Source organism: Plantactinospora sp. WMMB334 (genome assembly GCF_049179095.1).
Taxonomy (GTDB): domain Bacteria; phylum Actinomycetota; class Actinomycetes; order Mycobacteriales; family Micromonosporaceae; genus Plantactinospora.
Genome location: NZ_JBMHME010000002.1, coordinates 1,345,503 through 1,357,682, shown reverse-complemented (window position 1 = coordinate 1,357,682; position 12,180 = coordinate 1,345,503). Strand labels below are relative to the sequence as shown.

11 protein-coding genes, 2 tRNA genes and 2 pseudogenes are annotated in these 12,180 nt (G+C 72.0%); 8 read left to right on the top strand and 7 right to left on the bottom strand.

Annotated elements, in window-relative coordinates; all coding sequences use genetic code 11:
- Positions 1-10 precede the first annotated feature (10 nt).
- The 6 genes and pseudogenes from ACN27G_RS05890 to ACN27G_RS05865 form a co-directional block, all read right to left on the bottom strand.
- A tRNA-Cys gene (locus ACN27G_RS05890) sits at positions 11-81 on the bottom strand.
- Between the two features lie 32 nt (positions 82-113).
- Positions 114-186, bottom strand: a tRNA-Gly gene (locus ACN27G_RS05885).
- Positions 187-369: 183 nt separating this feature from the next.
- On the bottom strand, positions 370-711 hold the full coding sequence (locus ACN27G_RS05880; RefSeq protein ID WP_421491745.1) for a TAXI family TRAP transporter solute-binding subunit: 342 nt from the start codon (positions 709-711) through the stop codon (positions 370-372).
- A gap of 144 nt (positions 712-855) precedes the next feature.
- Positions 856-1,542, bottom strand: coding sequence for a TRAP transporter large permease subunit (locus ACN27G_RS05875; protein WP_421491744.1), 687 nt, complete (start codon positions 1,540-1,542; stop codon positions 856-858).
- Between the two features lie 94 nt (positions 1,543-1,636).
- A pseudogene (locus tag ACN27G_RS05870) lies at positions 1,637-2,008 on the bottom strand (TRAP transporter large permease subunit); the annotation flags it as partial.
- A 121-nt stretch (positions 2,009-2,129) separates the two neighbouring features.
- Positions 2,130-2,306: pseudogene (locus ACN27G_RS05865) on the bottom strand (TRAP transporter large permease subunit); the annotation flags it as partial.
- 656 nt (positions 2,307-2,962) lie between these two features.
- Here ACN27G_RS05865 and ACN27G_RS05860 point away from each other — a divergent pair.
- The 4 genes from ACN27G_RS05860 (at position 2,963) to ACN27G_RS05845 (ending at position 6,287) form a co-directional block, all read left to right on the top strand.
- A complete protein-coding gene (locus ACN27G_RS05860; RefSeq protein WP_421491743.1) occupies positions 2,963-3,565 on the top strand; it encodes a TetR/AcrR family transcriptional regulator in 603 nt (200 codons plus the stop codon).
- Positions 3,566-3,610: 45 nt separating this feature from the next.
- Positions 3,611-4,192, top strand: a complete 582-nt coding sequence (locus ACN27G_RS05855; RefSeq protein WP_421491742.1) for a TIGR03086 family metal-binding protein — start codon at positions 3,611-3,613, stop codon at positions 4,190-4,192.
- Positions 4,193-4,428: 236 nt separating this feature from the next.
- Positions 4,429-5,394 carry a carbohydrate ABC transporter permease gene (locus ACN27G_RS05850; RefSeq protein ID WP_421491741.1) on the top strand — a complete coding sequence of 322 codons (966 nt, stop codon included), beginning with the start codon at positions 4,429-4,431 and terminating at the stop codon, positions 5,392-5,394.
- Positions 5,391-6,287, top strand: a complete 897-nt coding sequence (locus ACN27G_RS05845) for a carbohydrate ABC transporter permease (protein ID WP_421491740.1) — start codon at positions 5,391-5,393, stop codon at positions 6,285-6,287. Before ACN27G_RS05850 ends, ACN27G_RS05845 begins: the two co-directional genes overlap by 4 nt.
- A gap of 30 nt (positions 6,288-6,317) precedes the next feature.
- Here ACN27G_RS05845 and ACN27G_RS05840 read toward each other — a convergent pair whose 3' ends face one another.
- On the bottom strand, positions 6,318-7,187 hold the full coding sequence (locus tag ACN27G_RS05840) for a PmoA family protein (RefSeq protein WP_421491739.1): 870 nt from the start codon (positions 7,185-7,187) through the stop codon (positions 6,318-6,320).
- A 218-nt stretch (positions 7,188-7,405) separates the two neighbouring features.
- Here ACN27G_RS05840 and ACN27G_RS05835 point away from each other — a divergent pair, with 218 nt between their 5' ends.
- The 4 genes from ACN27G_RS05835 (at position 7,406) to ACN27G_RS05820 (ending at position 12,171) form a co-directional block, all read left to right on the top strand.
- The gene (locus tag ACN27G_RS05835; RefSeq protein ID WP_421491738.1) at positions 7,406-8,440 is read left to right on the top strand and encodes a LacI family DNA-binding transcriptional regulator; all 1,035 of its coding nucleotides are present in this window, start codon (positions 7,406-7,408) and stop codon (positions 8,438-8,440) included.
- A 131-nt stretch (positions 8,441-8,571) separates the two neighbouring features.
- Positions 8,572-8,940: an L-rhamnose mutarotase gene (locus ACN27G_RS05830; RefSeq protein ID WP_421491737.1), complete on the top strand. Its 369-nt coding sequence runs from the start codon at positions 8,572-8,574 to the stop codon at positions 8,938-8,940.
- 1 nt (position 8,941) lies between these two features.
- Complete coding sequence (gene rhaI / locus ACN27G_RS05825; protein WP_421491736.1) at positions 8,942-10,105, top strand: L-rhamnose isomerase; 1,164 nt, start codon at positions 8,942-8,944, stop codon at positions 10,103-10,105.
- 2 nt (positions 10,106-10,107) lie between these two features.
- Positions 10,108-12,171: a bifunctional aldolase/short-chain dehydrogenase gene (locus ACN27G_RS05820; RefSeq protein WP_421491735.1), complete on the top strand. Its 2,064-nt coding sequence runs from the start codon at positions 10,108-10,110 to the stop codon at positions 12,169-12,171.
- Positions 12,172-12,180 lie beyond the last annotated feature (9 nt).

The following is a 12,180-nucleotide window of genomic DNA, read 5'->3' as shown; positions in this document are numbered from 1 at the left end:
CTTGTCGCCGAGGTGGAGACGGGATTTGAACCCGTGTACACGGCTTTGCAGGCCGTTGCCTCGCCTCTCGGCCACTCCACCGAGGTTGCCCCCGACATGTGGCGGCATCTCCGAGCGGACGACGGGACTCGAACCCGCGACCCTCACCTTGGCAAGGTGATGCGCTACCAACTGCGCTACGTCCGCTTGTCATCCGGTGTTCCCTGGTGACGGATGAGAACTTTAGCCGAGGCCGCGAACAGATGCCAACTCGGGGGGCCGATCGGCGCCGCCACGCCAGACCGGGTGGCCTTCCGGCTCCCGCCGGCCAGGCCAGAAGAGACCACCTTTCACCCTATGCGCCAGCTACACCACCACGGGTAAATCATCCTAGGAACCTGGGATCTTTGTTGTCAGATGGGACGGCCGCTGCGGTGGAGGTCGGTAAGTTACTTGGCAGCGCCCAGGTCGTCGAGGGCCCTGTGCGGCACCGCGGTGCAGCGGCACCGGTGCGGTCTTCCGGGCGGTGTCCAGGCTGATCTCCCTGGCCGCCGCGTTGACCTGCTCCAACTGCGCCTTCCGGTCGGAGAGTACCCCGGTCAGCACACAGACCAGGTTGGCGTCCAGATCCCAGAGGACATTCGGCACCACGATGGTCCTGACGTCGGCCGGGGTGCCGTACGTCGCCGCCGGGATCACGCCGTCCTCGTACACCTGGTTGATTTTCTTCATCTCGGCGAGCAACGGTGTGACGTCCAGGAAGCTGCTTGTCCCGGGTGGTGGTGAGCAGGTCGGTGATGCCCGGGGTGGGCAGTCCGCCCGACCAGAAGAGCGCGTCGATCGAGCCTTCCTTGATCCCGTCCACGGTCTTGGCTTTCATCTCGCATCCTCTCCTAGTGCGGCGTCCACTCGACGTCCCCGGTCCGGCGCCGGGCCACCGTCGGCCGGGCCACCGTCGGCCAAGGTGGCGGCGGCCGAGCCTTGCCCCGGGCGTACGGCGGCGGCGGACCAGCGCCGTCTGCACGGCGATCGTGAGCAGCCCGCCGCCGATCCCGATCGACACCGGGTGCAGGTAGAGCAGCAACAGGCCGGCGAGGGCGCTGAGCACCCGCTCGACTCCCCCGGCCGGTCCGACGCCCAGCACCCAGCCACCGGTCGCCACGGCGAGCGCCGCGACGCCGAGGCAGCCGACCAGGCCCGCCAGAGCACCTCCACCGGGGAGCCCTGGCCGAGCAGGTACTCCCCCGGCCCGGTGAGCACGAAGGCGACCGGGACGAGGAAGGCCGGCAGGGCGTACTTGAGCGCCTGCCACATGGTCGGCACGGTCCGCCCGCCGGTTATCGCCGCCGCGCCGACCGCCGCCAGTGCCGTCGGCGGGGTGACCTCGGAGAGCACCGAGTAGTAGAGGACGAACATCGCCGCCGCCGGGGCCGGTACGCCGAGCGCCAGCAGCGCCGGACCGATGATCACCCAGCCGATGATGAACGACGCGGTGACCGGTACGGCGAGTCCGAGCAGCGCGAGCGCCACCGCGGCGAGGAGCACGGTCAGCGCCAGCACCACGGTCGGGTTGTCGGTGATCGCCCCGGCGCCCCCGGACCAGCAGCGAGGCGAACTGCGCGCCGAGGCCGGTCTTGGTGGTGGTGGCGGCGGTGATGATGCCGGCCGCACCGCAGACGGCGGCGACCGGGAGCACCCCGCGCACCCCGGCGGAGAGGGCGGTGAAGAGCCGCCGCGGGGTGAGCCAGGCCCGCCGGTCAAGGAAGCTGAGCAGCACCGCCAGCCCGGTGGCGTAGACGACCGCCCGGGTGGCGCTCATCCCGAGCGCGAGCAGCACGACGATGACGACCAGCGAGGAGAAGTGGTCGAGCAGCCGCCAGACTGAGCTGCTGGCCACCTCGACCGGGCGTACCCCGAACCGGCGGGCGTCGATCTCGACGGCGAGCAGGATGCCGAGGTAGTAGAGCAGGGTCGGGATCACCGCCCAGCCGAGCACGGTGAGGTAGGAGACCTCGAGGTATTCGGCGATGATGAAGGCGGCCGCCCCCAGGGTGGGCGGGGGAAGATCGCCCCGACGCCGGCGGCGGCGAGCCGCCCGCGTGTTCGGCCGGGTAGCCGGCCCGGCGCAGGATGGGCCAGGTGACCGCGCCGATGCTGACCGTGGTGGCGGTGGCGGTGCCGGAGACGGTGCCGAGCAGGATCCCGGAGGCGACGGCGGTGCGGCCGGCGGCGCTGCGGGACTGCCGGAAGGCCGCCACCGAGAGGTCGACGAAGAGGCGTCCGGCGCCGGAGAGGTCGAGTACCGCCCCGTAGATCGTGAAGAGCACGATGTAGGTGGCGGCGACGTCCAACGGGGTGCCGTAGAAGCCGCTGCCGGAGTTGTAGAGCGCGTCGACGATCTGTCCGAAGTCGAGCCCGGCGTGCGCCACGGCCCAGCTCTGCGGCAGCAGCCCGCCGTAGTAGCCGTAGCCGAGGAAGAGCAGGCAGACCACCGGCAGCAGCAGGTCTCGATCGGCAGCACCAGCAGCAGCGCGCCCATCGACACGTCGACCGGGGCGGGCAGCCCCTGCCGGTCGAGGAAGGCGTCGTATCCGCCGCCGGCTTCGCCGATCGCCAGCGGCAGCACCGGATGGGCGCAGACCAGGAGGGCGAGCCCGGCCAGCAGCCAGTCGGGCACCGTCGGCCGGTCCCGGCGCCGCGCGGCGGGGTGTCCGCCACACCGTCTGGCATGAGCGGACATTACTCGGGTCACCGATCGGCGCGGATCTTTGTCTGTCTGGCGGTTGCCCCGGCGGGCGGGTGGTCGGTGCGGCGGGCCGGGCGGCCGGTTGCGCCGGACGGTCCGATCCCGCCGCCGAGCTCGGCGATGACCAGCCCGCTGACGCGCGGCTTCTGATGCGCTAGTGGACAGTCTGACCCGCTAGTAACTTATCCGACGTGTTGATGGCTTATTGTCCCCGCCGGAATGGGCTAACGTAGCCGCGTGACGAGACGTGCGGCAGAGGTGCGCCTGGATGCGCTGTTGCGCACCGCCTGCGACGTGATCGCGGCGCGGGGACTGGCCAACACGCGCACGGCCGACGTGGCCCAGGCCGCCGGGGTGAGCCAGGCGCTGGTCTTCTACCACTTCGCCACCAAGGAGCGGCTGGTCGCCCAGGCGTTCGCGTACGCCGCCGAGCAGGATCTGGCCCGGCTCGACGCGGTGCTCCGCTCTGCCGCCACCCCGCTGGCCAAGCTCAAGAAGCTGCTCCGCCTCTACACCCCGCCGGGCCGCTCCCGGTCCTGGGCGATGTGGATCGACGGATGGTCGGAGTCGCTGCGCACCCCGGAGTTGGAGAAGGTGTCGCGACGGCTGGACCTGCGTCGGCGGGAGGGGCTCGGCGAGGTGATCGCGGCCGGGGTGGCGGACGCCGTCTTCACCTGCGACGACCCGGCCGGGGCCGCCTGGCGGATCAACGCGCTGATCGACGGGCTGGCCGTGCAGCTCGCGGTGCACGACCGGGTGATCCCGCGCCGCCAGCTCACCGAGTGGGTGCGGCTCTCGGTCGCCCGCGAGCTCGGGCTGCTTCCCGACCAGTTGGACTGACCGCACTTTCCGGCGGGCGGCGCCGGTTCCGGGCAGAATCGGGCCATGGACCTGTTGACGATCTACCGGCGTACGGTGGCCGACTTCGCCGACCAGGTCGGCCGGGTCGACTCCGACCAGTGGACCGCGCCGACGCCCTGCGCCGACTGGGATGTCCGGACCCTGGTCAACCACGTCGTCGGGGAGGAGCGCTGGTCGGAACCGCTCTTCGCCGGGGCGTCCCTGGACGAGGTCGGCGACCGCTTCGCCGGTGACCTGCTCGGCGTCGATCCTGCCGCCGCCGCCCGGGACGCGGCCGAGCGGGCCGGTCGGGCGCCGGCCGAACCGGCCGCCCTCGACCGCGACGTGGCGCTGTCGGCCGGGCCGACGCCGGGCCGGGAGTACCTGCACCAGTTGCTGGCCGAGCACCTGGTGCACGGCTGGGATCTGGCGGTCGCCATCGGCGTCGAGCCCCGGCTCGACCCGGAGGGCGTCCGGGAGTGCGCCCGGTGGTTCGGCGAGCGGGTGCCGATGTACCGGGACAGCGGACTGACCGACCCCGGCGTGCCGGTGCCGCCCGACGCGAGCGACCAGGACCGGCTGGTCGCCGCCTTCGGCCGGGATCCGGACTGGCATCCGGAGAGGTGAGACCGACATTCGGAGAAGCGAGAACGGCATCCGGAGAAGTGAATCGATTCATGAATATTGCGGAACCCCGACCAGGGTCGCGACCCGATGCGGGGCGCTGTCGCCTCCATTGACAGGCCCGGCGAGCCGGCGGTACCTTCGGGCGGCTTGTTGAATGGTTTCATCACCGCCTCACCGCCGGGGCGCGTACGCACCCTGCCAGGGTGTGTCGCCAGGAGCCGATGGGATAGTCGACCATGACAACTGGGACCCTGCGCAGGCCGCCGCCCCGGCCCGCCGCACCCGACGGCACCGCCGCCGGAGCCCGGGCCCGACACCGGCGCCATCACCCCGGGATCGCGTACCTCTTCCTCTCCCCGTGGGTGCTCGGTGCGCTGCTGCTCACCGTCGGTCCGATGCTCGCCTCGCTCTACCTGTCGTTCACCGACTACGACCTCTTCACCACCCCCGGGTGGGTGGGCCTGGAGAACTACCAGCGGCTCTTCGCCGACGACGCGCGGTTCCTCGCCTCGGCCAAGGTCACCGCGATGTACGTGCTGATCTCCGTACCACTCAAGCTGGCCGCCGCCCTGGCGGTGGCACTGCTGCTCAACCGCAAGCGGCGCGGGCAGGGCTTCTACCGGTCGGCCTTCTACGCCCCCTCGCTGCTCGGCACGGGTGTGGCGATCGCGCTGGTGTGGCGGGCGATGTTCACCGACGCCGGCGTGGTCGACTCGGTCACCGGCAGCTTCGGCTGGGACACCGGCGGCTGGATCAACGAGCCGGACTACGCGCTCTACGTGCTGATCATCCTGGCCGTCTGGCAGTTCGGCGCGCCGATGGTCATCTTCCTGGCCGGCCTCAAGCAGATCCCGACCGAGCTCTACGACGCCGCCGCGGTCGACGGTTCCGGCACCTGGCGGACCTTCCGCTCGGTGACGCTGCCGATGCTCTCCCCGATCATCCTCTTCAACCTGGTGCTGGAGACGATCCACGCGTTCCAGGCGTTCACCCCGGCCTTCATCGTCAGCGGTGGCCGGGGCGGGCCGAGCAATTCGACCCTCTTCTACACGCTCTACCTCTACGAACGCGGCTTCTCGCAGTTCCGGATGGGCTACGCCTCGGCAATGGCCTGGCTGCTGCTGCTCGTCATCGCGATCATCACGGCACTGTTCTTCGGCACCTCGCGCCGCTGGGTGTTCTACTCCGGGGAGGACCGGTGAGCACGCTCTCCGACGGCCTGTCGACCCGCACACCGGCGGCCCGGCGGCCGGGTACGGTCGCGGCCCGGCTGCGTACGGCCGGCTGGCACGCACTGATCATCGGCGTGCTGGCCCTGCTGCTGTATCCGGTGGTGTGGCTCCTCGCCACCTCGGTCAAGCCGACCGACGAGATCCTGTCGAGCCTGAGCCTGCTGCCGAGCCGACTGGCACCGGAGAACTACGCGGCCGCGGTGGACGGGATCGCCGGGATCGGCGTCTGGCGCTTCTTCGCCAACTCGGTGATCGTGGCGGTCGGCGCGGTGATCGGCAACCTGGTCTCCTGCGCGCTGGCCGCGTACGCCTTCGCCCGGTTGCGCTTCCGGCTGCGGGGGCCGCTCTTCGCGTTCACCCTGCTGACGATCATGTTGCCGTACCACGTGGTGCTGATCCCGCAGTACACGATCTTCCAGAAGCTGGACCTGGTCGGCGGCTTCGTGCCGCTGATCCTGCCCAAGCTGCTCGCCACCGACGCGTTCTTCGTCTTCCTGATGGTGCAGTTCATCCGGGGGCTGCCGCGCGAGCTGGACGACGCGGCGGAGATCGACGGCTGCGGCCCGGTGCTCACCTTCCGGTACGTGATCCTGCCGCTGCTGAAGCCGGCCCTGGTCACCACCGCGATCTTCACCTTCATCTGGACCTGGAACGACTTCTTCAGCCAGCTCGTCTACCTCAACGACCCCGAGTCCTACACGCTGCCGCTGGCGCTGCGGCTCTTCATCGACCAGACCAGCGAGTCGGCGTACGGGCCGATGTTCGCGATGTCGGTGCTGAGCATCGTTCCGGTGATGCTCTTCTTCCTCGCCTTCCAGCGCTATCTGGTGGAGGGGATCGCCACCTCCGGCCTGAAGGGCTGACCGGTCGTGATCGGCGGTGCTGGGTGCCGTTCAGGTCGCCGGGACCGCCCCCAGCCGTGCGATCTCGGCGCGGGTCAGCTCGCCGTCGGCGACCACGATCCGGTGCCGGCGGCGCACCGCCGTACCGGCCGGGATCGGCAGCGTCCGCGCGAAGGCGAGCGCGACGCAGACCCCGGGGTAGATCCCGGTCCGCACGAACCAGTGGTCACCGTCGGCCAGGCCGGCGAAGACCAGGGTGTACGACCGGTCGCCGGTCTCGCCGACCAGCGCCAGCCACGGCTCGGTGCTGCCGTTGGCCCGCTCCTCCCCCTCGGCGGTGGCGGTGCAGGCCCGGTGCCGTCCGGGTGCGACCCGCCAGAAGAAGCCGCCGTAGCCGGCGCCGTCCGGCCGGCCGTTGGTGGCCGGGCTGCCGAGCCGGATGTCCCGGTCGGCCGGGGCGGTGAGGGCGTAGCCGACGTCGAGCAGCCACGCGTCGGTGCGGCCGGGCAGCTCGGCGGCGACGACCCGGCGCTCCTCGGTCAACAGCGTCCGGCCGGCCGGATCCCGCCAGCGGAGCCGCTCGGCGAACCCGCCGCCGGGAGCGGCTGTCGGCTCCGGCAGCCAGCCGTCGTGGACGATCTGCCCGTGGTCGTCGCGCCAGGTGTAGCCGGTGCCCCGGACGTAGGTGCGGCCGCCCCAGAGGTTGGTGCCGGAGACGTCCTGCATGGCGACCGAGACGCCCAGGTGCCAGCGGTGGTCCTCGGGCAGCGTGTCGGTCACCACGAGCCCGGCCAGGGTACGCACCGGATGCAGGTACGGCCGGCGCCCCCAGCGCGGGTCGACCTCGGGATCGTCCAGGACGTACTCCGCGACGGTCCTGCCGCGCACCCGCAGCCGTACCCCGGTCGGCTCCTCCGCCATGCTCCGCCACCCTCCGTCCGGGGCCTGTCGCGCTGCCCCGCTTCCGCGCCCGCCTCGCGTGCCGTCCGCCGGACGGGCGCGCGGGAGCGTTACTGTCACGTCGCAGGCAGTCGACCGGTCCCGCGGCCGGAGCGCTGTCACCCGCACCCCACGCCGGACCGCCGGCTAATCTTGACACGTTTCAGGCCCGACGTCAGGGCCGCGGGAAGGAGGCGGTGGTGCCCGGACCAGCGGTGAGCATCCGTGACGTGGCCAGCCAGGCGGGTGTGTCGGTCGGCACGGTCTCCAACGTGCTCAACCGGCCCGACATCGTGGCGGCGTCGACCCGCAACCGGGTGCTGGCCGCGATCAACGAGCTCGGTTTCGTGCCCAACGACGCCGCCCGGCAGTTGCGCCGGGGCCGGGGCCGCACCCTCGGCCTGGTGGTGCTGGACGTGGCCAACCCCTTCTTCACCGACGTCGCCAAGGGGGTCGAGGACGCCACCGGCGCGGCCGGGATGGCGGTGATCTTCTGCAACAGCGACGGCGACTCCGCCAAGGAGAGCCGATATCTGGACCTGCTGGAGGAACAGCGGGTGCAGGGGGTGCTGATCACGCCGGTCGACGACGCCAACGAGCGGCTGGTCCGGCTCCGGGAACGCGGCGTGCTGGTCGTGCTGCTGGACCGGCGCTCCACCCGGCCCGACGTCTGCTCGGTCGCGGTCGACGACCGGCTCGGCGGCGAGCTGGCGATGCGACACCTGGTGGAGGCGGGGCACCGCCGGATCGCCTTCGTCGGCGGCCCGTGGCAGTTGGAGCAGGTGCGGGACCGGTACGACGGCGCGCGGCACGCGCTGCGCGAGGCGGGGCTCGCCGAGGAGCACCTGCGCCGGTTCGAGACGCCGAGCCCGACCGTGGCGGCCGGCCGGGACGCGGCGTCCCGGATCCTCGGCCAGCCCCGGTCCACCCGGGCCACCGCGGTCTTCTGCGCCAACGACCTGCTGGCGCTCGGCGTCCTCCAGGAACTCACCCGCCAGCAGGTCCGGGTGCCGGCGGACATCGCGCTGGTCGGCTACGACGACATCGACTTCGCCGCCGCGGCGGCCGTGCCGCTCTCCTCGGTACGCCAGCCGCGCCAGCGGCTCGGCCAGACGGCGGCGCGGCTGATGCTGGACGAGGCGAACGACCCGGAGAACCACCGGCACCAGCAGGTGATCTTCGAACCGGAGCTGGTCGTCCGGGAGTCCAGCCGGTACGCCCGCACGCCGGCCTGACCGTCGGCGGTCCGTCCGCCCGGCGGAACGCTGCCGGACCGCCGGCCGGTCCGGTTTCTTGACAGTGCAGTGACGTCGCTCGTATGTTGAGTGCGGTTTGTTGAAACGGTTCATTGATTGGGAGGCCGCCGATGCGGCGCGTCTGCTTCGTCCTCCGGGTCCGGCCCGACCGGCTGGCCGAATACCGCGAACGACACGCGGCCGTCTGGCCGGAGATGCTCCGGGCGCTGGAGGCGGCCGGCTGGCACGACTACTCCCTCTTCCTGCACGACGACGGGCTGCTGGTCGGGCACTTCCGCACCGCCGACCTGGCCGCGTCGCTCGCCGCGATGGAGGCCACCGAGGTCAACGCCCGGTGGCAGGCGGAGATGGCCCCCTTCTTCGTGGGCCTTTCCGGCCGCCGCCCCGACGAGGGCTTCGTCGTCCTCGACGAGATCTTCAACCTGGACGCGCAGCTTGCCGCGCTCGACACCAGCTCGCTCGACACCACGGAGGCCTGACATGACCGAGACCGACGTCCGGGCCGCGCTGCGCGCACAACGGATCGAGGTGCCCTCCTGGGCGTACGGGAACTCGGGCACCCGGTTCAAGGTGTTCGCCCAGCCGGGGGTGCCGCGTACCCCGGAGGAGAAGATCGCCGACGCGGCGCAGGTGCACGCGTACACCGGGGTGGCGCCGGTGGTCTCGCTGCACATCCCCTGGGACCGGGTCGACGACTTCGGCAAGCTGGCGTCGTACGCGGCCGAGCGCGGGGTGCGGATCGGGACCATCAACACCAACGTCTTCCAGGACGACGACTACCGGCTGGGCAGCGTCACCAACCCCGACCCACGGATCCGGCGCAAAGCCCTGGGGCACCTGCTGGAGTGCGTCGACATCATGGACGCCACCGGCTCGCGCGACCTGAAACTCTGGTTCTCCGACGGCACCAACTATCCCGGTCAGGACGACATCCGGGCCCGGCAGGACCGGCTCGCCGAGGCGCTCGCCGCCACCTACGACCGGCTCGGGCCGGAGCAGCGGATGCTGCTGGAATACAAGCTCTTCGAGCCGGCCTTCTATCTGACCGACGTGCCGGACTGGGGCACCGCCTACGCGCACTGCCTCAAGCTGGGCGAGCGGGCCCGGGTGGTGATCGACACCGGCCACCACGCCCCGGGCACCAACATCGAGTTCATCGTCGCCTTCCTGCTCCGCGAGGGCAAGCTCGGCGCCTTCGACTTCAACTCCCGCTTCTACGCCGACGACGACCTGATGGTCGGCGCCGCCGACCCGTTCCAGCTCTTCCGGATCATGCACGAGATCGTCCGGGCCGACGCGCTGCGGGAGGAGTCCGGGGTCAACTTCATGCTCGACCAGTGCCACAACATCGAGCCGAAGATCCCGGCCCAGATCCGCTCGGTGATGAACGTGCAGGAGGCGACCGCGAAGGCGCTGCTTGTCGACGCCGGGGCGCTGGCCGCCGCGCAGGCCGCCGGGGACGTGCTCGGCGCCAACGGGGTGCTGATGGACGCCTACAACACCGACGTACGGCCACTGCTGGCGCAGGTCCGTACGGAAATGGGCCTCGACCCCGACCCGATGGCCGCGTACGCCCGCTCCGGTTACGCCGAGCGGATCGTCGCCGAGCGGGTCGGCGGGCAGCAGGCCGGATGGGGAGCATGAGGATGAGCGACCAGCCCACCAACCCGGAGGTCGCCGCGCTGCTCGGCCGGGGACACCGGCTCGGGGCGGACCGGCGCAACACCAACTACGGCGGCGGCAACACCTCGGCGAAGGCGACCGGCACCGACCCGGTCACCGGCGGCCCGGTCGACCTGCTCTGGGTCAAGGGTTCCGGCGGGGACATCGGCACCCTCACCGAGGCGGGGCTGGCCGTGCTCCGGCTGGACCGGCTGCGTGCCCTGGTCGGCGTCTACCCCGGGGTCGAACGCGAGGACGAGATGGTCGCCGCCTTCGACTACTGCCTGCACGGCCGGGGCGGGGCGGCGCCGTCGATCGACACCGCCATGCACGGGCTGGTCGACGCCGCGCACGTCGACCACCTGCACCCGGACGCCGGGATCGCGCTGGCCACCGCCGCCGACGGCCCGGAGCTGACCCGGCGCTGCTTCGGCGACCGGGTGCTCTGGGTGCCGTGGCGCCGCCCCGGCTTCCAGCTCGGCCTGGACATCGCCGCGCTGGCCCGGGACAACCCGCGGGCGATCGGCGTGATCCTCGGCGGGCACGGCATCACCGCCTGGGGCGCCACCAGTGAGGAGTGCGAGGCCCGGTCACTGGAGATCATCGAAACCGCCACCCGGTTCCTGGCCGAGCACGGCCGGCCGGAGCCGTTCGGCGCGCCGATCGAGGGGTACGCGCCGCTGCCGGCGGAACAGCGGCGGGCCCGGGCCGCCGCGCTCGCCCCGACGCTGCGCGGGCTGGCCAGCACCGACAGCCGGCAGGCCGGACAGCTCCAGGTCGGACACTTCACCGACGACCCGGCGGTGCTGGACTTCCTCTCCCGCACCGAGCACCCGAGGCTGGCCGCGCTCGGCACCTCCTGCCCCGACCACTTCCTGCGGACCAAGGTCCGGCCGCTCGTGCTCGACCTGCCGCCGGACGCACCGCTGCCCGACGTGCTGGCCCGGCTGCGGGAGCTGCACGAGGCGTACCGGAAGGACTACCGGGCCTACTACGAGCGCTACGCCGGGCCGGAGTCGCCGCCGATCCGGGGCGCCGACCCGGCGATCGTGCTGGTGCCGGGGATCGGCATGTTCAGCTTCGGCCGGGACAGGCAGACCGCCCGGGTGGCCGCCGAGTACTACCTCAACGCGATAAACGTGATGCGCGGCGCCGAGGCGGTCTCGACGTACGCCCCGATCGACGAGGCGGAGAAGTTCCGGATCGAGTACTGGCAGCTCGAGGAGGCGAAGCTGCGCCGGATGCCGAAGCCGAAGGCGCTGGCCGGCCGGGTCGCCCTGGTCACCGGCGGCGGCTCCGGGATCGGCGCGGCGATCGCCCGGCGGCTCGCCGCCGAGGGCGCCTGCGTGGTGGTGGCCGACCGCAACCTCCAGGGTGCCGCGTCGGTCGCCGACGGGATCGGCACCGCCGACCGGGCGGTCGCGGTGTCGGTGGACGTCACCGAGGCGGCCGGGATCGAGGCGGCCTTCGCCGAGGCGGCGCTCGCCTTCGGCGGGGTCGACCTGGTGGTGAACAACGCCGGGCTCTCCGTCTCGAAGTCGCTGCTGGAGACGACCGAGGCGGACTGGGACCTCCAGCACGACGTGATGGCCAAGGGCTCCTTCCTGGTCTCCCGGGCCGCCGCCCGGCTCATGCTCGACCAGGGCCTCGGCGGGGACCTCGTCTACATCTCCAGCAAGAACTCGGTCTTCGCCGGTCCGAACAACATCGCGTACAGCGCGGCAAAGGCCGACCAGGCACACCAGGTACGCCTGCTCGCCGCCGAACTCGGCGAGCACGGCATCCGGGTCAACGGCGTCAACCCGGACGGCGTGGTGCGCGGCTCCGGGATCTTCGCCAGCGGCTGGGGCGCGCAGCGCGCCGCCGTCTACGGGGTGCCCGAGGAGGAGCTGGGCGCCTACTACGCCCGCCGTACGCTGCTGAAGCGGGAGGTGCTGCCGGAGCACGTCGCGAACGCGGTCTTCGCGCTGACCGGTGGCGAGCTGTCGCACACCACCGGGCTGCACGTGCCGGTCGACTCCGGCGTGGCCGCCGCGTTCCTTCGATGACCGGGGCTG